The 22764-nt window shown below is 58.7% G+C and carries 17 protein-coding genes; 9 read left to right on the top strand and 8 right to left on the bottom strand.

Annotated features, from left to right (window positions below):
• Positions 1–40: 40 nt before the first annotated feature.
• Positions 41–2038: a type IIA DNA topoisomerase subunit B gene (locus tag DXD77_RS09125; RefSeq protein ID WP_055252409.1), complete on the bottom strand. Its 1998-nt coding sequence runs from the start codon at positions 2036–2038 to the stop codon at positions 41–43.
• Between the two features lie 234 nt (positions 2039–2272).
• On the opposite strand from DXD77_RS09125, the gene DXD77_RS09120 reads away from it, so the two are divergent.
• Positions 2273–2833: a sugar O-acetyltransferase gene (locus DXD77_RS09120; protein WP_117563594.1), complete on the top strand. Its 561-nt coding sequence runs from the start codon at positions 2273–2275 to the stop codon at positions 2831–2833.
• A gap of 175 nt (positions 2834–3008) precedes the next feature.
• On the opposite strand, the gene DXD77_RS09115 is transcribed toward DXD77_RS09120, so the two are convergent.
• Complete coding sequence (locus DXD77_RS09115; protein ID WP_117563593.1) at positions 3009–7376, bottom strand: hypothetical protein; 4368 nt, start codon at positions 7374–7376, stop codon at positions 3009–3011.
• A gap of 155 nt (positions 7377–7531) precedes the next feature.
• Entirely contained in the window at positions 7532–8506 is a 975-nt protein-coding gene (locus tag DXD77_RS10515) for a helix-turn-helix transcriptional regulator (protein ID WP_199409031.1), read from the bottom strand.
• Positions 8507–8833: 327 nt separating this feature from the next.
• Between DXD77_RS10515 and guaA the strand changes: the two genes are divergently transcribed.
• The gene (gene guaA, locus DXD77_RS09105) at positions 8834–9814 is read left to right on the top strand and encodes a glutamine-hydrolyzing GMP synthase (protein WP_117648496.1); all 981 of its coding nucleotides are present in this window, start codon (positions 8834–8836) and stop codon (positions 9812–9814) included.
• A gap of 75 nt (positions 9815–9889) precedes the next feature.
• Here guaA and DXD77_RS09100 read toward each other — a convergent pair whose 3' ends face one another.
• Entirely contained in the window at positions 9890–11062 is a 1173-nt protein-coding gene (locus tag DXD77_RS09100) for a cell wall metabolism sensor histidine kinase WalK (RefSeq protein ID WP_117563591.1), read from the bottom strand.
• Positions 11059–11733: a response regulator transcription factor gene (locus tag DXD77_RS09095; RefSeq protein WP_117563590.1), complete on the bottom strand. Its 675-nt coding sequence runs from the start codon at positions 11731–11733 to the stop codon at positions 11059–11061. The genes DXD77_RS09100 and DXD77_RS09095 overlap by 4 nt, the downstream gene beginning before the upstream one ends.
• An 89-nt stretch (positions 11734–11822) precedes the next feature.
• Between DXD77_RS09095 and DXD77_RS09090 the strand changes: the two genes are divergently transcribed.
• The 6 genes from DXD77_RS09090 (at position 11823) to DXD77_RS09065 (ending at position 19265) form a co-directional block, all read left to right on the top strand.
• The gene (locus DXD77_RS09090; protein ID WP_197032826.1) at positions 11823–11969 is read left to right on the top strand and encodes a CD1871A family CXXC motif-containing protein; all 147 of its coding nucleotides are present in this window, start codon (positions 11823–11825) and stop codon (positions 11967–11969) included.
• On the top strand, positions 11914–12873 hold the full coding sequence (locus DXD77_RS09085; protein ID WP_199407861.1) for a 4Fe-4S binding protein: 960 nt from the start codon (positions 11914–11916) through the stop codon (positions 12871–12873). Before DXD77_RS09090 ends, DXD77_RS09085 begins: the two co-directional genes overlap by 56 nt.
• Positions 12874–12908: 35 nt before the next feature.
• Positions 12909–13871 carry a redoxin domain-containing protein gene (locus DXD77_RS09080; protein WP_117563588.1) on the top strand — a complete coding sequence of 321 codons (963 nt, stop codon included), beginning with the start codon at positions 12909–12911 and terminating at the stop codon, positions 13869–13871.
• A 17-nt stretch (positions 13872–13888) separates the two neighbouring features.
• Positions 13889–14095: a rhodanese-like domain-containing protein gene (locus tag DXD77_RS10675; protein ID WP_369831502.1), complete on the top strand. Its 207-nt coding sequence runs from the start codon at positions 13889–13891 to the stop codon at positions 14093–14095.
• Positions 14096–14097: 2 nt separating this feature from the next.
• Positions 14098–15789, top strand: a complete 1692-nt coding sequence (locus DXD77_RS09070) for an FAD-dependent oxidoreductase (RefSeq protein ID WP_117563587.1) — start codon at positions 14098–14100, stop codon at positions 15787–15789.
• Between the two features lie 221 nt (positions 15790–16010).
• Complete coding sequence (locus tag DXD77_RS09065; RefSeq protein WP_117648494.1) at positions 16011–19265, top strand: ABC transporter ATP-binding protein/permease; 3255 nt, start codon at positions 16011–16013, stop codon at positions 19263–19265.
• A gap of 74 nt (positions 19266–19339) precedes the next feature.
• On the opposite strand, the gene DXD77_RS09060 is transcribed toward DXD77_RS09065, so the two are convergent.
• Positions 19340–20473 carry a hypothetical protein gene (locus DXD77_RS09060; protein ID WP_117648493.1) on the bottom strand — a complete coding sequence of 378 codons (1134 nt, stop codon included), beginning with the start codon at positions 20471–20473 and terminating at the stop codon, positions 19340–19342.
• Between the two features lie 63 nt (positions 20474–20536).
• Complete coding sequence (locus DXD77_RS09055; protein ID WP_117648492.1) at positions 20537–21064, bottom strand: DUF3592 domain-containing protein; 528 nt, start codon at positions 21062–21064, stop codon at positions 20537–20539.
• 144 nt (positions 21065–21208) lie between these two features.
• Between DXD77_RS09055 and DXD77_RS09050 the strand changes: the two genes are divergently transcribed.
• Positions 21209–22141 (top strand): tRNA-dihydrouridine synthase, encoded by a 933-nt coding sequence (locus tag DXD77_RS09050; RefSeq protein ID WP_233506788.1) that lies wholly within the window; start codon positions 21209–21211, stop codon positions 22139–22141.
• Positions 22142–22272: 131 nt separating this feature from the next.
• Here the strand turns inward: DXD77_RS09050 and DXD77_RS09045 are convergent, their stop codons facing one another.
• Complete coding sequence (locus tag DXD77_RS09045) at positions 22273–22539, bottom strand: ribbon-helix-helix protein, CopG family (RefSeq protein WP_055252530.1); 267 nt, start codon at positions 22537–22539, stop codon at positions 22273–22275.
• Positions 22540–22764: the final 225 nt, after the last annotated feature.

Here is a 22764-nt window from a genome sequence, read left to right as displayed (position 1 = left end):
CCTCTTGAACTTCTTATGGGCCGTCGTTATCGATTTGCTGCTACTGCAGGTCCAGCTGGTCCAGGTATTCCTTGCCGTGCTCGGAGATGTGACGCTTGCGGCCCGTCTCGTCGTTGCCCAGCAACAGGTTGAACATGGTCTCCATCTTGGTGACGTCCTCGGGTTCTACCTTGATCAGGCGGCGCGTCTCGGGGTTCATGGTGGTGAGCCACATCATGTCCGGATCGTTCTCACCAAGACCCTTGGAGCGGTTGATCGAGCACTTCTGGTCGCCAATCTCCTTGAGGATGCCGTTCTTCTCGAGCTCGGTGTAGGCAAAGTAGGTCTTCTCTTTGCAGTTGATCTCGTAGAGCGGCGACTCGGCGATATACACGTAGCCCTCGTCGATAAGCGTGGGCACCAGGCGATAGAGCATGGTGAGCACAAGCGTGCGGATGTGATAACCGTCGACGTCGGCGTCCGTACAGATGATGACCTTGTTCCAGTTGAGGTTGTCCAGGTCAAAGGCGCCAAGGTTCTTGATGCGCTTGTCCTTGATCTCCACACCGCAGCCCAGCACGCGCATGAGGTCCATGATGATGTCGGACTTAAAGATGCGCGGGTAGTCCTCTTTCAGACAGTTGAGGATCTTGCCTCGGACGGGCATAACACCCTGGAACTCGGCATCGCGCGAGGTGCGGATGGCGCCTGCTGCCGAGTCGCCCTCTACGATGTAGATCTCGCGACGGCTCTTGTCCTTGGAGCGGCAGTCGATGAACTTCTGCACGCGGTTGGCCATGTCGGTCTTCTGCTGCAGATTGGTCTTGATGCTCTGGCGCGTCTTCTCGGCGTTCTCGCGCGAGCGCTTGTTGATGAGCACCTGCTCCATGATCTTGTTGGCGGCGTCTTTGTTCTCGATCAGATAGGTCGAGAGGCGCTCCTTAAAGAATGCCGTCATCGCCTGCTGGATAAAGCGGTTATTGATGGCCTTCTTAGTCTGGTTTTCGTAGGACGTCTGGGTGGAGAAGCAGTTGGTCACCAGCACCAGACAGTCCTGGACGTCCTGCCACTTAATGCCGCTCTCGTTTTTGTTGTACTTGCCCTGTTGCTTGATGTAGGCATCGATGGCGCTGGTCAGAGCACTACGGGCGGCCTTTTCGGGCGAACCGCCGTTCTCGAGCCATGACGAGTTGTGGTAGTACTCCTGCATCATGAAGGTGCGCGAGAAGCACATGCACGCGGTGATCTTGACGTTGTAATCGGGCAGGTCCTCGCGGTCGCGACCGCGACGGTCAGCCTCGATAAAGAAGGGCTCGGTAAGGTAGTCGGTACCGACCTTCTCGAGCACGTAGTCCTCGATGCCCTTGGGATAGCAAAAATCCTCTTCGGAAAACTCGCCATCGTCGCCCTCAATGCGCAGGCGGAAGGTCACGTTGGCGTTGACCACGGCCTGGCGGCGCATGGTCTCGCGATACCAGTCGTGGGGAATGCTGATCGAGGTAAAGACCTCAAGATCGGGGCGCCACTTGATGGTGGTGCCGGTGCGGTCCTCGTCGCTGGGCTCGATCTCAAGCGCTTTCTTTTTGGCGCCAACGACCTTGCCTTTCTTAAAGTGCAGGGAGTACTTGTTGCCGTCGCGCCAAACCGTGACGTCCATGTACTCGGATGCGTACTGGGTCGCGCACGAGCCCAGGCCGTTGGTACCGAGCGAGAAGTCGTAGTCGCCGCCCTGGTTGTTGTTGTATTTGCCACCTGCGTAGAGCTCGCAAAAGACGAGCTCCCAGTTAAAGCGCTTCTCGGAGGGGTTCCAGTCGAGCGGGCAGCCGCGGCCGTTGTCCTCTACCTGAATGGAACCATCGCGAAAGGCGGTAAGGGTGATGAGCTTGCCGTAGCCCTGGCGCGCCTCGTCAACGGCGTTGGACAGGATCTCGAAGGCGGCATGCGCGCAGCCGTCGAGTCCGTCCGAGCCAAAGATAACGGCGGGGCGCAGGCGTACGCGCTCCTCGTCCTTGAGCTGACGAATACTGTCGTTACCATAGTTTGCGGTGTTTTTTGCCATGCTCGCTCTCTCGATGCTCCTTTGCTGCGTTGTAGTCATATAGATAGTCAAGGTAGCATAGCCCAGGCCTCGGACGATTCCAACTAACACGAATTCCATCGAACGCGCGTTCGGAGTCGGTGACCTTTAGCTTCTGCGGTCATTCCCTGCGCGGCGTGGTGCTCGTGTTAAAACCGTGGCTTATCGGCTGGTAGAATTGCCGCATCAAGACTGCATGTTGTTTGAGGGGGCGCAATGACTGAGAAAGAGAAGATGGAGCGCGGGGAGTGGCATGATGCCAACTTTGACGAGGAGCTCCTGGCGCAACGCGCAAAGGCGGAGGCGCTCTGCTATGACTTTAATATGGCAAAACCCGGAAGCGACGCGCAGCTTGACGCTTTGAAATCCTTGCTCGATACCGATCTTCCGCAAGGGCTGACGGTCCTTTCGCCTGCCTACTTTGACTACGGGAGCAAGACGAGCTTTGGTGAGGGCTGCTTTGTAAACCATGGCTGCTACTTTATGGACGGCGGCTCTATCACCTTTGGTGGCAACGTGTTTATCGGGCCGTTTTGCGGCTTCTACACCGCTTCGCACCCCCTAAAGGCAAAGGACCGCAACTTGGGTCTCGAGAAGGCTCTGCCTATTGTTGTAGGCGATAACTGCTGGTTTGGCGCGAACGTATCCGTGTTGCAGGGGGTTACCATCGGCAGCGGTTGCGTAATTGCCGCGGGCAGCGTCGTGACGGAAGACCTTCCGGACAACGTGGTGGCGGCAGGCGTCCCCGCAGTCGTAAAGAAGGCCATCGAGCAATAACGAAGCCCTTAAACGATAGTGCCCCACTGTCCTCGGTGGAATGCGGGGCGAGGAAGCCGAGCTCGACTCCGCTGGCGACATCTAATGCGCAATGGGCTGGCTCTGGGCATCCAGAACCAGCCCATTTTGATGTTCGATGAGCCGAGTCGGCGCCTCTCACAAAAGTAACTAGGAGCTAGCGAGGCTTATCCGAATTGACCTCATTGGCGGTGTCGGTTTCGAGCGCCGTGCGGCGGGCACTGTAGGCGACGAGGCCGGCGCCTGCCGCGGCGAGTGCTGCAGCGGCTGCCGTAAGGGGAGCGTTGACATCGCCCGTGCCCGCAAGCGCACCCGCTTTTCCGGAGCGCTTGTTATTGCCGTGGTCCTTGCCACTGCCGGAGCTGCTTCCGCCGGAGCCGCCGCCCTCGTCAGCACCGCCGCCACTCGAACCACCATCGCCGTCTGCTGTCATCGGGGCGTCGTGAAGTCCTGTCGTATCCGCGCTGTCGCATACACCGACCTGAGCTTCTGAGCGTTCGCATGCCGCGTCGGGCACATGAAGCTCGTGCAGTACGGCGCCCAGCGCCGAGTTTGCGCCCGGTCGAATTTCCTCGAGCGTTATGGGATCGAGCGCCACCAGATTACGTGCCTTCGCATACAGCGTTACGCGTTTGCCAACTTCGTCGCTCCAACTCTCGGGGATGGCGAAGCTCATGCGGAACTGTGCCGTGCAGCCCGGTGCCAGCACGGCGTTGCCGTTGTCGGCTACCAGCGGGTGCGTCGCAAAACGTGCGCCCAGCGTCTCGAGTGCGTACTTCGCGTGTGCCATGTCGTTGGCCGAAGCGTCCTCGGCAAGCTCCGGATCGTAGATCGATGCCATACGTGCGTTCACTCCGAATCCGATGGATGCGCTGGAGAACGGCTGGCTGGAGCCCTCTCGGTACAGATCGATCGTGCCGGCGGTCAGCAAGGTGTTGCCGTCGTTTCGCACCGTGACCATGAAGGATTCACCTGCTGCTCCGGGCACCACCGCGCCCGAGGTAGCGACCGCCCCCGTCGGAGTGGCACACGCCACCAAGGGCACTTCGATGCCGTGCAGCTCTGCCTCGCTCTGCTCCGCGCTCACAACGTGCGTGGCGAGCGCGGAGAGCATACCTCCCGACGTCAAAAATGTCGTTATCTGATCGACGGGATGGTCCAGCTCGCACATCACGAACGGCTCCGTGAACAGATCACCTGCCAAGGTGCTGGCGAAGATGCGGAAGTGCTTGCCCATCACTGCTACCGGGTTGCCTTCTTCGTCGTAGGTTTGTCCCACCTTGCCATCGGTGTTCTCTACATAGAGCGCGCACCTGCCGTTGTTGCTTACGCTAAACGATGCCGGGCCACAGCCTGCGGCACCCACGGGCTGCGTTGCAAATGCCGATGCGCCTCGCGTCCAAGTAATATGCTGCAGCTGCTCGTTGACGGTGGCCAAAAAGCCCGAATGTTGTGGCCACGGCACCGCATGGGGCACCGTGGCGTCTGGTGGCATAACGCCCCAGCCCGCAATGGACTGGCCGATCACGGCGTACGATGCGCAGCCGCAACCGTCTGCGGTCTCGTACGCAACGGGCACCACCATTTTGCCGTTGATATTCTCGGGCTCGCTCAGCTCGATACTCGACGGTGCCTGCGGAAAGCGAAGAACTTGGCGGAACGTCAGGCTGTCGCCCAAATCATCCGACCACAGGGTAAAGCATTCCAACGCAACCTCGGCCTCGCTGCCGAGCGCCTTCTCTGCGGTGGTTCCGCGGCGGTGGAGGTAGGCACCCGACAGGCGTCCGTCGACCAGCGTCTTGCCTACCGTGATGCGCGGGCACTGCAGGCAATGGTAGCCATCCTCTTGCAGGCGGCCGCGCGAGATGCTGCGCCATGACGTATGCGACACCACATGAACTCCGTCGTTGCTTATGCGCAGGCGCACAACGGACAGTATGCCGGCTGTGCTTGCCGTATCGAACCGGGTTGCGTCGCCTTCGGGGCGCTCGCCCGAGACCAGCAACACGTAGGCGTCCTGGTTTTCTCTTCCGTTCGTATATTCCACCACGTCGAAGTCGTAATCGTATATGCCGTCGCGCTCCACGTCGTTCTCGCCAAACCCAAGGGGAAAGTCCACGGGCGTGGGAGCGGACCACGTGCCGTTTGCCTTTGTGTGCACCACCAGGCGCGAGCGGCCATTGTCGCCGTAGCGCACCGAGGCGATACGGAACAGGCATTCTGCGCCGGCAATCATCGTTAGCTTCATGTGGGCTTCGCTGAGCACGCCGGAAAACAGCACGTTGTCGCTCGAGGGTTTTATGCCGCCACGCTCGTCCTCCGACACGCCGGCAGAATTGGTGTTGGGGTCCGCAACGGCGTTCGTTGACTGACCGATGTAGGTGTACTCATACATCGGTGCGGCATTTTCGTCGTTCTCCATCAGCGCGTGGACGAAATGTTCGACCTGTCCCGTGTCGTCGCTCTCCGCGTTCGCCTCGAGCTCAATGCGCGTGACCGCTTGATCCCAATCGCGCACAACGGGCGCGGCGTTTACGGCAGTGGCCTTAACCTCGGCGCGTGCGAGCAGCTCGGCGTTGGTGACGATGGTGGCCGATGCGATAAATTGCGGCACGCCGCACGCCTCGATGTTGCCGGGCGTGCCGAAGCGGGCATCCAGCGTGTAAGGCGTATCTCCACCCAATGCCAGCTCAGAGCGTTGGAGCACATACTGGTCGCCATTGTTCACCGACATATTCCACGAATCGATGAGTGTGGGCCACGACCCCGACCAAGCCTTGGTGGTCCACTTGAACATTACGAACTGGAGTATCACGTCGACATCGACGTCTGCACCTACGCGCAGCCGCGGAAGCTGGTGTCCATCTGCCTTCTCGTACCCAATGAACAGCGTGAGGGATGCGGCGCCGCGCACGGCAGACGAAGCGACGCCTGCAACGCCGGCGCCAAAGGTGACGGCAAGTCCGATCTGGATGGTGAACGAGCCCGACGTGTTGGAATAGTCGAGCGAAATGTTTTTAAAAAACGCCGCGCCGCTGCCGTGCGTGTGGGCACCCACGGCGAGCGCCAGCTTCGCCAGCACCCAGGGGTTGACGTTTAGGAAAAATGGCACCGGTCCTAGGGTAAACTGCTCGGTCCAATTGAGGTCGGTTCTTACCTGGAAGAGGGCCTTAATATTGCCGTATGCGGGGTCGTTGTTGTTACCCCAGGTTTTGCCCACCCAATCGTAGGCGAGCGAGCCGTACAGCTGTGTGGCGATATCCATCGTGAACAGCGGCGTGCAATGGTGGCGAAGGAGCTTGGTGTTTCTTGGATCGGTGCCCGAACCGGCACTCATACTCTTGTACTGATTCCACTTCCCCTCCATCTCGTCGAGATAGCGGTTTGCCTGCTTGGTGCCCGACTCGCGTGGCGATTTCTTCCAGTATTCCGGATCAGGGTTGCCCGAATCGTTCATATAGCTGGCTGGTTTGTATCCTCCGCCAAACAGCACGTATCCAGCAAACGAGAAATCGAAGAGGATCGGAAATGTGGGCATCCAACACGTGAACTTATTGCCGCCGATGCCGGGAAACGCCGCGGGGAAATCAAACGGAGTGACCTCTTGGTCCATGGTAGTGGGGACGATAGTGGTCGAGCCCGATTCTGCCTTTGCGGCCGGCGCAGTGACAACGGCCATGGGGGAGGAGAGCGTGTAGGTTTTGCCCTGATAGTCGAGAACAAAGCGCAGCTTGCACCCTTCCTCCAGAAGGCCCGATGCCGCGTCGAGAAACTTGTCTTCGAGTGTGAACGTCGCCAGATTATCCGCGCCTGATGCGCTGGCCTTGATCTGGCCAATCTGCGTGACGGTTTCGGTTGAGCTGCCCGCAGCGGGCATCACTTTATTGATATGCAATGTTGCCTGCCCGCCCTGCGGCAGATGAGTCTGCACGGTAAAGGCGTGCGTATCGGGCTGCTCGTTTGCCGTGTCGTCCTTCGGCAATGCCATGAACGTGGCTTCAGCGTACTGGATGTCCCATTCGTCGAATGTGAGCTGTCGAAAGTACGGCTCGCCATCGGAGAGCGGACGTGTGGGTGCGGTAATGGCGGTGCCGCCCTGGATACGCGCAAGGGGAATCTCGACATCACGGTAGCCCGCCATGCTAATGGAGATGCCGCCGTTAAAGTCGTACGCGTCGAGAAGCGTTGCCTCGTCCACGTAGCCTTCCGAAAGAGGGGCGACCTCAAAGATGGCCGTGCCTTCTTCATCGGTCGTGGCGGCGAGCTGCTTGCCTGCGACGTAGCGCGACGTGAGCGTGACCTGCGCTCCCTTGATGGGCATATTCTTGTTGGCGACGTCGACCACGACCACACCAAACATGGTGCGCGAGAGAACGAGCACCCTGAAGGGATCTTTTTCGTCGGCATAGGCTTCGGTGGGCGCGAACGGCAGCAGGAAGGCATTTTCGCTTCCCGGCACGCGAGGCAACATGATGCTCGCTAGCGAGGACGCTCCGGCAACAAGTAACGAACGGCGATCAAGCATCTTGGGCTCCCATCCCGCAAATATCGGTGGAAATAATCCAATTGTGCGAGAAGGCGCCCCGTGGCGGTAGTGCCGTTCAAGGGTCAAAATGTCCAAATTGATCGAGCGAAGCGTCGGGTTCCGGAACGCGTTCGATGCGCTTGGCAGCCCGGTCGCTAACGCAACATATGCGCGACCAGCTCGGCGCGTGTGCCGATGCCAAGCTTTGCGTATACGCCGGATAGGCGGTTTTTGACGGTGCCCGGCGATACTCCCATATGGCGTGCGATTTCGGCGTTGGTCCACCCACGACAGGCGAGCATGGCCATGGTGAATTCCGTGGTCGTTAAATCGTCAGCAACGTCCTCGCCCGAATCGGGGTTGTGGATGCGCCGCCAGCCGTAGCTGAAGCGGTACGTGATCTCGATGATGTGCGCGAAGTCGTCAGGGTATTGCGTTTTTAGGCACGCCTCGATAAGCCCCTGCAAAAGGCCGTGGTGCTCGCCGATGAGCTCGATAAGGCCGTCGGGGCGCGCAATGTCCCAAGCGGCTCCAAAATGCGCTTTTGCGGCGTCGATGTCCTTGAGGCTCATGCATGCCATGGAAGCTGCCAGGTGCAGGAACAGTTCCGAGATGGGATAGCTTCCCTGTTTCATAATTAGGGCGTTTTCCGCCATGCCCAGGCTGCGGCCGTATTCGCCGCGCAGATACAAGGCGTGCGCCATCACGTAGCTGGCGAACAGTCGCAGGCCTTCGGGTAGGTGCGCCGCAAGTGGATAAAACTCTTCGGCAGAATACGGGGAAGGCAAGTGCAGCAGGACGCTCGCGGCCGAGGCGAACAGGATATGCGTGGCGTGGACGGCGGGCGATTCCTCGTCGGCCGGCGTATCGAGGATGCCCGCAAGGCACCGGCGGGCGTCGGCGATACGGTTGAGCGACAGACTGGCGTATCCGCAGATAAAGCATGCGGAATAGCGCAGCGCGGGATCGGTGACGTCAAGATAGGGGCGCGCCGTCTTGGCAGCGAGGGTGGCCTGTCCGCGAAAGTACAGCGCTTCTGCCGTGGCAATGGCGCGCGAATCGGGGTCGGAAATGCCTGCAACCGCAGCGTCAATCTGCCCCGGCACAAAGGCAGTGCACATCAACGGCATGGGAACGCATGGGTAGCCATCGCAGTCCATCTTCCATCTCCCAACAGCTGACAACAATAGCTGCAATTGTACTCCTGTTGCCCGGAACTGGAATTTGTGGGTATCGCCTGCGATTATGCCGAACGTATAAAGGAAGAGTCTATTGGCGATGCTCCCAAGGTGGCTACCGAAGCCTAGCTGACCTCGACATTAGGAAAAATTGCCACCCTTGCAAAAAGCTCTGTCGCAGCGATGGGAAACGCATCTCGTTCTGCATATAATGAGGTCATATGACGGTGCGTCTGCATACGCGCGGCGCATTTCCATCGAACCGAAAAGGAGCTCTGCATGGATCCCAACAAGCGTCCCGACGACATGGTGCGTATCACCACTCCCGAACTTGCCCAGGTGTTCATCGATGAGCAGGTCGCTGCAATCCGCGAGCAGATTGGCGACAAGAAGGTCCTGCTGGCTCTTTCCGGCGGCGTCGACAGTTCGGTTGTCGCGGCCCTGCTCATCAAGGCCATCGGCAAGCAACTCATCTGCGTGCACGTGAACCACGGCCTGATGCGCAAGGGCGAGAGCGAGCAGGTCGTCGACGTCTTCAAAAATCAGATGGATGCCAACCTGGTTTACGTTGACGCCACCGACCGCTTCCTGGACAAGCTCGTGGACGTCGAGGAGCCCGAGGCCAAGCGTAAGATTATCGGCGCCGAGTTCATTCGCGTGTTCGAGGAGGAGGCTCGCAAGGTTGGCGACGAGGTCAGCTTCCTCGCCCAGGGTACCATCTATCCCGATATTCTTGAGTCCCAAGACGGCGTGAAGGCTCACCACAACGTGGGCGGTCTGCCCGAGGATCTGCAGTTTGAGCTCTGCGAGCCCGTCAAACTGCTGTACAAGGACGAGGTCCGCGTGGTCGGTCGCGAGCTCGGCCTGCCCGAGAACATGGTCGAACGTCAGCCGTTCCCCGGCCCCGGCCTGGGTGTTCGCTGCCTGGGTGCCATCACCCGCGACCGTCTTGAGGCGCTGCGCGAAGCCGACGCCATCGTGCGCGAGGAGATCGACAAGGCAGGTCTTACCATCTGGCAGTACTTTGCCGTGGTACCCGACTTCCGCGCCACCGGTGTGCGCGAGGGCAAGCGCGCCTACGACTGGCCCTGCATCATTCGCTGCATCAACACCGTCGACGTCATGACCGCCGAGGTGCCTGAGCTCGACTGGGCGCTGCTCAAGCGCATTACCGCTCGCGTGACTGCCGAGGTCCCCGGTATTTGCCGCGTTTGCTACGACCTCACGCCGAAGCCCGTCGGCACGGTCGAGTGGGAGTAAACTAACTCACCTAGCCCCCGTTTCCGTTTGGAAGCGGGGGCTTTTTGCTGGCGCTTCGCCTAATTTCGTGCATCTTCAGATGTGACAAAGGGACTGTCCCTTTGTCACATCTTCGATGTTGTGTGCAGGAAGGGTTACGAGCATGGTCGTTCCGCGCTCCGAGCTCTCTTCGACCTCGATGGAGCCGCCGTGGAGTGCGGCAATCTCCCAGACCAGTGCAAGCCCCAGCCCCACGCCGCCATATGCCCTGCTGCGCGATTTGTCGACGCGAAAGAAGGGCTGGAAGATGCTCGTCTGGTATTGCTCGGGAATGCCCGGTCCCTGGTCGCGCACGCGTAGCAGCACGCGGTCGCCTTCGGCGCAGGCGTTGATTTGCACGGTCGAGTTGGGCGCGCTGTAACGTATGGCGTTTTCGGCCAAGTTGAACAGCAGCCGATAGATTAGCGTATCGCTGCCGATCGTTTGCGCGTCGCCCTCACTTGTAAGCGTGATGTCTTTTTGCTCGGCAAGGGGCGCCAGGTCCGTGAGTACTTCTTCGATCATCGGCGCAAGGTCAATCGCATCGTTGCAAGGGACACTGCGCAGCTCGCTCATCTCGAGCAGGGTCTTTGTCATGTGCGTCATTCGCTCGGTCTGCTCCTGCAGCAGCCCGAGCAGGCTCGCTGTATCGGCGTCGACGTCGGGGTGCTCGGCGCAAAACAGCTCAACCTGGGCCTGCATGAGCGCAAGCGGCGTGCGCAGCTCGTGCGCCGCATTGCCCGTAAACTGTCTTTGTGCGGAAAATCCCTCGTCAAGGCGGGCAATCATGTCGTTAAACGACGCGCTGCAGCGCCTGAGTTCAGAGGGCACGTCCTCGCTGATTTTTGTGTCGGCGAGGTTGTCGGGCCGCACGCTCTCGACTTGCGTCGCAAAGAAGCGCAACGGCCGCAGCGCATGTCCGCTTACAAAGTAGGCCAGCACGCCGCCGAGCAGCGTCACCGCCGCAGTTATATACCAGCTCGTCGCGCCAAACGATTCTTGGGCGTCGTTCACGACGATGGTCAGCGCGTCGTCGAGCTCTTTGTTTGTCGGGTCAAATGAGCTGGGCGAGGCCGCCTCCACCTTGCTGTGCGCCGATAGTTCATTGCCGATCGAGTCCATGTAGCGCATGCCGGAGTAGCCAACCAGGCAATTCATAAGTACGCAGGTTGAACATATCAGCAGTGCCGTCATCAGCGTGATGCGCCACTGCAGAGACAGCCGCTTCATTTGCCGTCCTCCATAACGTAGCCTTCGCCGATTCGGTTGCGGATGGGGTCGTGCCCCAACGCGCCGCGCAGCTTTTTGCGCAGCGACGAGATGTGCACGCGGGTCGCGTTGCTAAAGCTGTTGACGCTGCTGTCCCATACATGCTCGATAAGCTCTTCCTGGCTCACCGGCCGCCCCTGGTTAAGCATCAGGTATTCCAAGATGCCGGTCTCCTTGCGCGTGAGGGATAGGGTCTCGCCGCCCACGGAGGCGAGGCGCGCCTTGGTGTCAAAGCTCAACAATCCACAGGCTAGAACAACGTCGTTTTGCGTAAAGCGCCTGAGCGTGAGACTGCGTATGCGTGCCGCCAGCTCGTCAAGATGGAACGGCTTGGTGAGGTAGTCGTTGGCGCCCGCATCGAGCCCCGCTACCTTGTCGGAGACCTCGCCACGTGCCGAGAGCACAAGCACCTTGGTCTCACAATCAGTTGTCCTGAGTTGCCTGAGCACGGTCATGCCGTCAACATGGGGGAGATTGAGGTCGAGCACGACAAGATCAAAGGTCTCGACATCGAGTAGATCGAGGGCCTGCTGCCCGTCGTAGCAGCAGTCGACGCTATAGGCCAAGTTGCGCAGGCTGCGTGCGATCGCATCGCACAGCGCCCGCTCGTCCTCGACGACCAAGATGCGCATAACGTTCTCCTTGCATAGTCATTCACGCTTAACACGGATTTTATAGTCGGTATGGTCCAATGGGTCGCGAAACGAAAGGAGTGGTCAGATTGTTCAAAGCGATTAAGCCTGTGGCGCAGGTGGCTTTGCTGATCGTTGGGGTAGCCATGGTTGGCTTTGGAATTATGCGCGGCGAGGCAGATGCCGTGCTGGCCAAGGCAATCAGGCTGTGCTTGGAGTGTATCGGAATTGGATAAAAGAAAAAACACTGCATCGCATCTTTTAGCGCGATTTCGTGGATTGATTCAGGCGGCGGCGACGCTTGCGACCAATATTCACCTGCCTAACTTTGCCAAGGGCGGTATCTACCAGGGAGCCGGCAAAGCCGTCTGCGTGCCGGGGCTTAACTGCTACTCGTGTCCAGCGGCCTCGGGTGCGTGCCCCATCGGGTCGTTTCAGTCGGTGGTGGGATCGTCTAAGTTCAGCTTTTCGTATTACGTCACCGGAACGCTCATTCTGATCGGCGTGCTACTGGGACGTTTTGTATGCGGCTTTTTGTGTCCGTTTGGATGGCTGCAAGAGCTTCTGCATAAGATTCCCAGCAAAAAGCTCTCCACGAAAAAGCTCAAGCCGCTCACGTACATCAAGTATGCCGTGCTACTGTTTGCCGTGGTGCTGCTGCCCGTCTTGGTGGTTAACGATGTGGGTATGGGCGACCCGTTCTTTTGCAAGTACATCTGCCCGCAGGGTGTGCTCGAGGGCGCGATTCCGCTGTCCATCATGAACGTGGGAATCCGCTCCGCGCTGGGAAAGCTCTTTACCTGGAAGCTCGCGATCCTCATTGCGGTTGCGGTGCTGAGCGTGCTGTTCTACCGCCCCTTCTGCAAATGGATTTGCCCCCTCGGTGCGTTTTATGCGCTCATGAACAAGGTGTCTTTGCTGGGGATCCAGGTTGACCAGTGCAAATGCGTCTCGTGCGGCAAGTGCGCCAAGGTGTGTCAAATGGACGTGGACGTTACGCGTACGCCCAACCATGCCGAATGCATTCGTTGCGGCAAATGCGTGGGCGCGTGCCCCGTCGATGCTATTAGCTTTCGCTATGGGCTGGGTGTGACGGGCGACAAACCCGCGCAGTCCACGCAAGCCTGCGAAAACAAATAGGTACCTATATAAGTTTCGATATAAACGGAGGAACCATGAAACTGTCAAAAATTGCGGCTCTGTTGATGCTGCCCGTGCTGGCGCTGACTCTCGCGGCGTGCTCTGCCCCCAAGGGCGACGCGAAGGATGCTACGAGCGGCGATGCGCAGATTGCCGAGCTCATAGCGCAAAAGCCGTCGAGCGCCGAGGAGGCGGCCAAGCTGTACCAGCAGCTGCTGCAAAAGGAAAACGAGATCTTTGCGAGCGATAACGCCCTATGGGAAAAGGTGTTCCTTGCGGCCAACAAAGACACTCCCATGATTGAGGACGGCAAGAACTACGGTGACTTCTTGCTCGATACCATCGAGGGCGCCAAGGATCAGTTTGCGGCTGACGAGCTTAAGACGCTTAAGGCCGGCGCGCAGCAGGTCAAGGAGATCGAGGACAAGCTCATGGCGCTGGAGAAGGAGTTCCCCGGATGTGGCAGCACGCCCGGCGAGGGGGAGAGCGTTGATGCCTCGACCGCGGGTATGACCAACGGCGAGAGCGGGGAGACGAAGTTCCCCAGCTTTAAGGGCAAGGACTTGGACGGCAACGATGTAAACAGCGACGAGCTGTTCTCCAAGAACAAGGTCACCGTCATGAACTTCTGGTTTACCACCTGCAAGCCGTGCGTGGGAGAGCTGGGCGATCTGGAGAAGCTCAACAAGGAGCTTGCCGAGAAGGGCGGCCAGGTCGTGGGCGTTAATTCCTTTACACTCGATGGCAACAAAGACGCGGTGGCCGATGCTAAGGACGTGCTTTCCAAGAAGGGCGTGACGTATAAGAACATCTGGTTTAAGTCGGACAGCGAGGCCGGAAAGTTCACCTCCAACCTGTACTCGTTCCCGACCACCTACGTGATCGACCAGAACGGTAACATTGTGGGAGAGCCGATTATGGGCGGCATCAACTCCGCTGAGCAGCGCGAGGCGCTCAACAAACTGATCGATCAGGCACTCGCGAAGAGCGAACAGTAAGTCCGTGGGACAGACAACTGAAGGGGAGTCGCTGGAAACAGCGACTCTTTTTTCTGCTTCGGGGTAGCATCATGGGTATGCGTCGAAAGGGCACGCAGCTTTTCGTGCATTGCCTGAGCGGTGCGCGAAGCAACCAAGCTGTGAGTTTTCTTAAGCGTTCTGGGTATGGCAATGTCAAGAATATCGGCGGCATAAGCGGCTACACGGGAAAGGTGGTGCGTTAGCTATGAAGGTGGTTATCGTTGGAGGCGTCGCGGGCGGCGCATCGGCGGCGGCACGTTTGCGCAGACTCGACGAGCAGGCCCAAATTGTCATCTTTGAGCGCACGGGTTTTGTATCGTATGCCAACTGTGGGCTTCCGTACTACATTGGCGGCGTGATAGAAGAAGAGAGCGCATTGACGCTGCAGTCTCCCAAGGGCTTTTGGGATCGCTTTCGCATTGCGGTCAAGACGAGTCACGAGGTGTTTGCCATCCATCCCGATTCGCATACGGTCGAGGTTCGCAATATGCTGACGGGCGAGGAATTTGTCGAGACGTATGACAAGCTCATCCTGTCGCCGGGTGCAAAGCCGATCCGCCCTGCGTTGCCGGGCATCGACTCGGATAAAATCTTTAGCCTACGCACCGTTGAGGACACGCTGCGTATTCACAGCTATGTTCGAGAGCGGCGACCGAGCAGTGCCGTCGTGATCGGCGGCGGCTTCATTGGCGTCGAGACGGCGGAGAATCTGTGCGAGCTGGGGCTCCAGGTGACCCTTCTGCAGCGTCCCGTCCAACTTATGAACAACCTGGATTACGACATGGCGACCCTTTTGCATACCGAGGTGCGTGAGCACGGTATCGATCTGCGCCTCAAGGCCGATGTGACAGGTTTTGAGGAAGTTGATGGCCGCGTTGTCACCCATGTTGCGGGCGATGACCCTATCGGAGCCGATATGGTGCTGCTTGCCATTGGCGTGGCACCTGAGAGCCATCTGGCGCAAGAGGCGGGGCTCGAACTGGGCATCAAGGGGGCTATTGTGGTCAACGACCGCATGGAGACCTCTGCTGCCGACGTGTATGCCGTGGGCGATGCCGTGCAGGTCACGCATCAGGTGACCGGCGAGGACGCGGTCATTTCGCTCGCCGGCCCCGCCAACAAGCAGGGGCGTGTCGTCGCCGATGTCATAGCCGGCATGGACAGCTGCTACCGCGGATCGTTGGGCTCATCGGTTATCAAGGTATTCGACTTGACGGCGGCAAGCACGGGGCTATCCGAAAAGGCGGCACACGCGGCAGGAATTGACTGCGACAGCGTGGTCCTGTCGCCCGGTTCGCATGCGGGTTATTATCCGGGTGCAACGCCCATGACCATGAAGGTCGTCTTCGAGAAGCAGGGATTGCGCCTGCTGGGTGCGCAAATCGTGGGCATCGATGGTGTGGACAAGCGTATCGACGTTCTGGCGACTGCCATCCAGGCAGGCATGCGCGGCGATAGGCTTAAGGATTTGGACCTAGCATACGCGCCGCCGTATTCATCGGCGAAGGATCCCGTCAATATGGCGGGCTTTATGATCGAGAACCTCAATCGCGGCATACTGGCGCAGTGGCATTGGGAGGATGAGCCCAACTTGCAACGCGATGGCAGCGTGCAGCTGCTCGATGTTCGTACGGAAGGGGAGTATGAGCGCGGGCATATCGATGGTTTCGTAAACATTCCCGTCGATGATCTGCGCAATCGCCTGGGCGAGCTCGACCGGGCCAAGCCGGTTTACGTGATTTGCCAGAGCGGCATTCGCAGCTACATTGCTTGCCGCATTTTGGCGCAGCATGGCTTTGAGTGCTTTAACTTCTCGGGCGGCTATCGCTTCTTTGCAGCCGTGACTGAGGCTCGCCGCGGCAGCGCTAACGTTATGCCGTGCGGGCTCGAAAAGTAGCGCGCATTGGAATGTGACAAAGTGACAGCCTCTTTGTCGCATCGGGGATGTTATATGCGGGATGGTGCGCCATGCGGCGTGCTGTCCCGTTCGTTTTTTGGCGCGGTTCGTTACATTCCTCACTGGTATCGGCCAAAAATGAGGATAGAGTAGGACAAACGCGCCGAACGTGAACGGCGGGGGAGCGGGCGAGCGCGCCCGCGCGAGAGAGGTTGCCGTCCATGCTGGATCTCAGAGTTATTTGCAAAAGGTACGTTACGCAGTCGTTTACGCAGGTAGCGCTCGACAGCGTAAGCCTGTCTTTTCGCGATAACGAGTTTGTAGCCATCCTGGGTCCCTCGGGTTCGGGTAAAACTACGATGCTCAACGTCATTGGTGGACTCGACCATTTCGATTCGGGCGACCTGCTGATCGATGGCATCTCGACCAAGGACTTCAACGACCGCGATTGGGATGCCTATCGCAATAATCGCATCGGCTTTGTGTTCCAGAGCTATAACCTCATTCCGCATCAGAGCATTTTGGAAAACGTGGAGTTGGCGCTTACGCTCACGGGCGTGGGGCATGCCGAGCGCCGCCAGCGTGCGCGCAAGGCGCTCGAGGCAGTTGGCCTGGGCGAGCACGTTGACAAGCGCCCGAGCCAGCTTTCGGGCGGGCAGATGCAGCGCGTCGCCATCGCCCGCGCCTTAATCAACGATCCCGAGATTGTGCTGGCTGACGAGCCGACCGGCGCCTTGGACTCAACGACATCCGTACAGGTCATGGATTTGCTCAAGGATGTTGCGCGCGATCGTTTGGTCATCATGGTCACGCACAATCCCGAGTTGGCATACAGGTACGCCACGCGCATCGTCACCCTGGCGGACGGCAAGATCACCGACGATTCAGATCCCTTTGATGCTGCCGAGGCCGCGCGTCGCGAGGCCAAGCCCACGCGCAAAACCTCGATGAGCTTTGTAACGGCGCTGGGGCTTTCTGCCCGAAACCTCATGACCAAGAAGGGCCGTACGGCTATGACGGCCTTTGCAGGTTCGATTGGCATTATTGGCATCGCGGCGATTCTGGCGCTCTCCAATGGCGTAAACGGCTACATCAAAAAGGTCGAGGAGGACACACTCTCGAGCTACCCGCTTACGATTTCCAAACAAGATTACGACCTGTCGTCCATGATGGGCGGGCATGGGGCCACGGATGACGATACGTCCAAGAACGAGGGTTCGTCCGACGACGGCACCGACGGCAAGGCTCAGGGGACCGATAAGATCCCTGTGGTCACGGCCGTAAAGGATATGTTCGCAAGCGTTAAGTCCAACGACATGACGAGCTTTAAGGCATGGCTCGATGCCGGTGGCGACGGCATCGATAAAGAGGTCAACGCCATCCAGTACGGCTACGGTGTATCGCCGGTTGTCTATCGTGCCGGCAAGGGAGACGAGAAGCCCGTGCGTCTGGTGCCCAATGCTATGACCGAGGCCATGAGCGGCGGCGCGAGCTCGGCGGCAACGGTGAGCATGGAATCCATGGGGACCTCGGTCTTTAACGAGATGATTGACGACCAGAGCCTGCTCGACAGCCAGTACGATGTTGTTGCCGGCCATTGGCCTACGTCCGCCAACGAGGCCGTGATGGTACTTTCGAGCCGCGGCACGGTGGGCGACTACACGCTCTATAGCATCGGCGCGCTGGATATCGATGAGCTCAACGACCTGGTTAACAGTGCCATGACGGCCGACGGCAAGGTCGAGACGCCCAAGGCCGGCACCGACTTTACCTACGACGATGCACTGTCCACGACGTTTAAGGTGTTGTCGCCGGCCGATGCCTATCGCAAAAACGAAGAGACCGGCATGTGGACTGACATGTCTGGCGACGCCGACTTTATGAAAGCCAAGGTTGCCGACGGTATTGACGTGCGCATTGTGGGCGTGGTGCGACCCAACGAGACGGCAAACGCGAGCGCATTGTCCCCGGGCATTCTCTATACGCATGCGCTGACTCGCCAGCTTATGCAGCGTGCTGCCGATTCGCAGATTGTGCAGGAGCAGCTTGCCCACCCCGAGACGGATGTCTTTACGGGCAAAACCTTCGACGAGCTGCAGGGCGAAGCCAAGCAGGGCGTGGATCTGGGCAGCATGTTCAGTGTGGACGAGGCGGCGTTGAAGAGCGCGTTCTCGTTCGATGCATCTGCACTCTCGGGTGCTGCCGGTGGCATGGATCTTTCGGGCATCGATTTGTCGGGCCTGGATATTGACCTTTCGGGCGTTGGCAAGGACATCGACTTCAGCAGCATCATGGCAAAAGCACCGGCCCCAGATTTCTCGGGCATCTTTGACGGTCTGGAATTCACGCCCGAGCAAATGCAGCAGGTGGGAACGCTTGCCAACCAGCTGTTTGAGGGCTTTTTGCAGTCTGATCAGTTTAGGGCACTGTCGCCCGAAGATCTTAAGGATGCGTCAAAGCTTGCTGCCGCATTCTCGGCGTATCTTGAGAATGATGCCGCGGCCCAGCAATACCTGGCTCAGCTCAGGGCACTCGGCGGCGATGCCCTGGCCGAGCGTCTGCAGCAGGTGATGGGCGACTATGTGCAAAAGCAGCTGGCTCCGTATTTGCAGCAGTCTATGGATCAGGTGATGAAGGCGGTCAGCGAGCAGATTGCCACGACGGTATCAACCCAGCTCAAGGCGGGTGCGGCAGGGCTCATGGACCAAATGGCGACGCAGATGTCTTCGAGTTTTGCCAACTTGGCGAGCGCCATGCGCGTGGATGCAAACGCCTTTGCTCGCGCTATCCACTTTAGCATGGACGCTGAGGACCTGAGTTCGCTCATGATGAGCTATGCCAAGGCGTCAAAGCTCACCTACGAAAACAATCTGGCCACGTTGGGCTATGCGGACGAGGCGGACCCCATCTCGGTCAAGATTTTCCCGCGCGACTTTGAGGCCAAGGAGCGCGTGCTCGATCACATCGATGCGTACAACAAGCAGGTCAAAGCCGCCGGCCATGATGAACAGGCGATCTCGTACACCGACTACATGGGTATCATCATGGGTTCGGTGACCGACATCGTGAACACCATCAGCTTGGTGCTCATCGCATTCGTGAGTATCAGTTTGGTGGTGAGCTCCATCATGATCGGCATCATCACCTACATCAGCGTGCTGGAGCGCAAAAAGGAGATTGGCATCCTGCGCGCGATTGGCGCGTCAAAGCGCAACGTGGCCAACGTATTTAATGCCGAGACCTTTATCGAAGGTCTCATTGCCGGCGTCTTTGCCATTGTCGTCGTGGTGGCTGTGAGCCTTCCGGTTAATGCCTGGGCGCTTGCGGCCAAGCAGGTACCCAATCTGATGAGCCTGCCCGTGCAGGATGCGCTGGTGCTTATTGCAGTTTCGGTGCTGCTGACGGTCGTTGCCGGCCTGCTGCCGGCCCGCAGCGCATCCAAGAAAGACCCTGTGGAAGCCCTACGCTCCGAATAATGTGACAAAGGGACAGTCCCTTTGTCACATTGGATGAAAAGGCGCGGGAAGGGGGTGGCCCCTTCCCGCGCCTTCTAGTTTGTTTTGCCCATCAGCGTAATACGGACGCTTGGATGGGTGTACTCGTCAAACTCGTCCTCGGGATCCGTATCAAACGAGTAATACGTTTTGATGAGGTCGTCACTCGTCCTGATAGAGATTCTCTCGTAGAGTGAGCCGTTCAAAAATGCCTGCCTAAACTCTTCGGGGAGTTTCTGCGGTGCCAAGAGCTCGGGGCTCACCGTCTTGACGTCAACGGTTTGAACGGCAGAGGAAAGCTCGTCAAGCTCGCGTTCGATGCGGGCAAGGTTATCCTCGAGGCTCGCGCTGGGGTCGACCTCTGCCGCGTAGCTCACTTCCTTGAGCGTCCCCTTGTTGTCAAAGTCCAGATACGTATAGGTCTTCTGGGCGTCGGAGTCGCCTTCGTGCAGATAGCCGCGGACATGATAGCCGTAATCTTGATATCGCTCGTAGGGATCATCGGCGGACACGTGCTCGCATGCGGGCTCTAATGCCTTGCGAGCGATGGCGATCTGCTCGGCCGCGGCCGCCGCGTTCTGTTGCATCTCGATGTTTCCCTGCGCCAGCTGCGGGATATAGGCACCGCACACGATCGCGAGGGGCAGCGCCACAAGCGCGACGATCCACTTTTTTGCACGGGGGATAGGCACGCCACAGGCCTCTGCCATGGCCTTTGCGTTGGCAAAGCTTTCGGCGAGCACGTCTGCCGCGGTGGCGACGGCGCCTACGGCAGCGGCGACTTCTGCCGCGCCGCCCAGGTTGCGTGCGGTCTCGTTGTCGCTGTTCTTGAGCAGGCGCGCGGCGGCCTGCGTACCGATAACACCTGCGATTTGTGCCGAGCGGTCTTTCTCAGCCTGCTCGACGACGAGTCGGTGCTGCATTTCTTTCCACTGCTTGCCGCGCATGCCAAAGCGCGGCGCGAGCGCGCAGTAGCAGAAGATGGCGAGCTCGACGGCGGTGAGCGCCAAGGCGGTCATCATGCCCGTCTCCTGGAAGCTTTCATGATGGAAGACGATATCGTCAATCATTTCGAAGGGAATAATCAAAAAAGGCAGCACAAACGCCATGGCAAGCGCTGCGCCGGCAATCTTGGGATAGATGCAGTATCGCTGGATACGCTTGCGTTCTTGTTCGGAAAGTGTTGCCATGGCTGATCCTTGGTGTCGTAACGGTCGTTGCGGCGCATGGGGCGCGGGGCGCATCAGTTTGAGCTAGCGCTGGATAAGAACATAGAGCAAGATGCTCATCGCGATGAGCAAGAAGCCTGCGATGTTAAACATCAGTGTGGCAAAGTTGCCCACGATGGGGCGTTCGACATAGCTTTTGTCTGGGTTGCTGGGGTTGTAGTACACGGTCATTTGGCTACCGAGGGGCCAAAGCTGCTCCGCGAGGGTGCCTAGGCGGGCGATGGGGCCTGTCTGCACGTGCAGCCAGCCCTTGGCGTCTTCGTAGGCGGTGGCTTGCGTGCGGATGGGGAGTCCCGACAAGCTTTTGGTCTTTATGCCACGGAATTGTTTTTTCGCGCGGTATTGCGTGCCGTCGACGGCGTATTCCAAAACGGGATACATCCTGCCTTCGCCCATAAAGCGATGGTCGATGACCGTTCCCATGGTCACGGCGGTACAGGCCTTGGCTTTCTTGCGAGCGGCGGCTTTCATGAGCGCGCTCACTCCGATAAGCAGGATGCCGATGCCCCCAACCAAGATGAGCGCGAGCAGGGATATCTGCGACGTGATCATGGCGTTCTCCTTTGGCGCGATACCGTCATATGTGACTCAGTATAGAGAACCCCCGCCCTCGGTGGGCGTATTATGTGACAAAGGGACAGTCCCTTTGTCACATTGATTTGAGAATGGATGTTGATGTATTTATCGCTGGCCCCTATGGAGGGGATTACCGGGCATGTGTTCCGTCGCGTGCATGCGGAGTGCTTCGGCGCGCTCGATTGTTATTACACGCCGTTTTTGCCGCCGCCGCGGGTGGGCAATCGCTTTGGCGGCAAGGCGTTTAAAGAGGTCGATCCTGCCAACAACCAGGGACTTAACGTGGTGCCCCAGCTGATGTCCAAGAATGCGGACGAGTTTGTGTGGGCGGCGCAGGTGCTTGCCGATATGGGTTACCGCGAGGTCAACCTCAACCTTGGCTGCCCTTCGGGTACGGTGGTCGCGAAGGGCAAGGGTTCGGGCTTTCTGCGCAATTTGGATGAGCTCGAGGTGTTCTTGAGCGACGTGTGCGAACGCTCGCCCTTGCCGGTGTCGGTCAAGACCAGACTGGGGCTCGAATGCGATGACGAGTACGAGCGCGTGCTCGACCTCTATTGCCGAATGCCGCTGGCGGAGTTGATCGTGCATCCGCGCGTGCAAAAGGACCGTTATACGGGCTCACCGCGCAAAGAGTTTTACGGCGAGACGCTGGAACGGGCGCCGTTCCCCGTGGCCTATAACGGCGACATCTTTGATCTTGAGGACATGGATGCGCTGGTGAAGGCCTATCCCGGAACACGCCACGTAATGTTGGGGCGCGGCTTGCTTGCGAATCCCGCGCTGGCTCGCATGGTTAAGGGCGACCCTGCCGCTACCGCCGCTGAGCTGCAACGCTTCCATGACATGCTGTTTGCGGCCTATGCGGACGAGATTGGGGACAACGCGGTCTTTCGCATGAAGGAGTGGTGGTTCTACGCCAAATGCGCCTTCGCCGATCCCGCGACCGTTCACAAACTCGTACGCAAGACCAAAAAGGTCGATGAATACCGTGCTGCTGTCGACCGTGTCTTTCGCGAGCAGCAGCTTGCGCCCATCGCCCGCTTTTGTGGCTAAATGATCCCTTGGGGACGGAGAAGAACGGATCGCCTGTGCCGGACCCATGCAAAAAACTGTACGCCAGCATCCAAGGATGTCGAAAAATATCGTTTTTGGATGCTGACGTACATGTTTGGTTCGGCAGGGGACTAGGCAATCATTGCATCGAGTGTAATGAGTTCCCTGAGTCGCTCCGTGCGCGTTTGCCCATGGCGCTTTGCCTTTGCGTCAAATGCTTCAAGAACCGATTCGCCCACACGTGCCGATAAAACAACGCTTGGTTCATCGGAAATCGGCGGCCTTCCCAACTTGACGGTGTGGCCCTTCGGCCACTCATCTTTTTCGTATGCCGCTGCGGCTTTTTCTAGCTCACCGGGAGCAAACCCCATCATCTTTTCGAGCTGTTTAGCGTCCATAGCGCCTCCTATCGATCGATTCCGATTTCCCTGAGCACCTTGCGCGTAGGAGGGACAAGGGCGTGGTAAATGATGTAACCATCTCGGTCGGGGCAACATCGAGCAATGAGCTCCATGAGGCGGCTTCTCTTTTTGTATACAATTTTGTAGACAAAAATACAAGTAACTAGTCATTTAAGAACGTCCATTACAGTCGAAATTGTCAGCCCGGGACCGTCTCGGGCT

The sequence above is a fragment of the Collinsella sp. TM09-10AT genome, from assembly GCF_003436275.1.
In the GTDB taxonomy this organism is placed as follows: Bacteria; Actinomycetota; Coriobacteriia; order Coriobacteriales; family Coriobacteriaceae; genus Collinsella.
Note: the sequence above shows the minus strand (reverse complement) of the source record. Positions and strands in the feature narration are given on the sequence as shown.

Coding starts and splice junctions, on each gene's coding strand:
- DXD77_RS09125 (WP_055252409.1), bottom strand. CDS start 2,038: ATGGCAAAAAACACCGCAAACTATGGTAACGACAGTATTCGTCAGCTC.
- DXD77_RS09120 (WP_117563594.1), top strand. CDS start 2,273: ATGACTGAGAAAGAGAAGATGGAGCGCGGGGAGTGGCATGATGCCAAC.
- DXD77_RS09115 (WP_117563593.1), bottom strand. CDS start 7,376: ATGCTTGATCGCCGTTCGTTACTTGTTGCCGGAGCGTCCTCGCTAGCG.
- DXD77_RS10515 (WP_199409031.1), bottom strand. CDS start 8,506: ATGCCGTTGATGTGCACTGCCTTTGTGCCGGGGCAGATTGACGCTGCG.
- guaA (WP_117648496.1), top strand. CDS start 8,834: ATGGATCCCAACAAGCGTCCCGACGACATGGTGCGTATCACCACTCCC.
- DXD77_RS09100 (WP_117563591.1), bottom strand. CDS start 11,062: ATGAAGCGGCTGTCTCTGCAGTGGCGCATCACGCTGATGACGGCACTG.
- DXD77_RS09095 (WP_117563590.1), bottom strand. CDS start 11,733: ATGCGCATCTTGGTCGTCGAGGACGAGCGGGCGCTGTGCGATGCGATC.
- DXD77_RS09085 (WP_199407861.1), top strand. CDS start 11,914: ATGCCGTGCTGGCCAAGGCAATCAGGCTGTGCTTGGAGTGTATCGGAA.
- DXD77_RS09080 (WP_117563588.1), top strand. CDS start 12,909: ATGAAACTGTCAAAAATTGCGGCTCTGTTGATGCTGCCCGTGCTGGCG.
- DXD77_RS09070 (WP_117563587.1), top strand. CDS start 14,098: ATGAAGGTGGTTATCGTTGGAGGCGTCGCGGGCGGCGCATCGGCGGCG.
- DXD77_RS09065 (WP_117648494.1), top strand. CDS start 16,011: ATGCTGGATCTCAGAGTTATTTGCAAAAGGTACGTTACGCAGTCGTTT.
- DXD77_RS09060 (WP_117648493.1), bottom strand. CDS start 20,473: ATGGCAACACTTTCCGAACAAGAACGCAAGCGTATCCAGCGATACTGC.
- DXD77_RS09055 (WP_117648492.1), bottom strand. CDS start 21,064: ATGATCACGTCGCAGATATCCCTGCTCGCGCTCATCTTGGTTGGGGGC.
- DXD77_RS09050 (WP_233506788.1), top strand. CDS start 21,209: ATGGAGGGGATTACCGGGCATGTGTTCCGTCGCGTGCATGCGGAGTGC.
- DXD77_RS09045 (WP_055252530.1), bottom strand. CDS start 22,539: ATGGACGCTAAACAGCTCGAAAAGATGATGGGGTTTGCTCCCGGTGAG.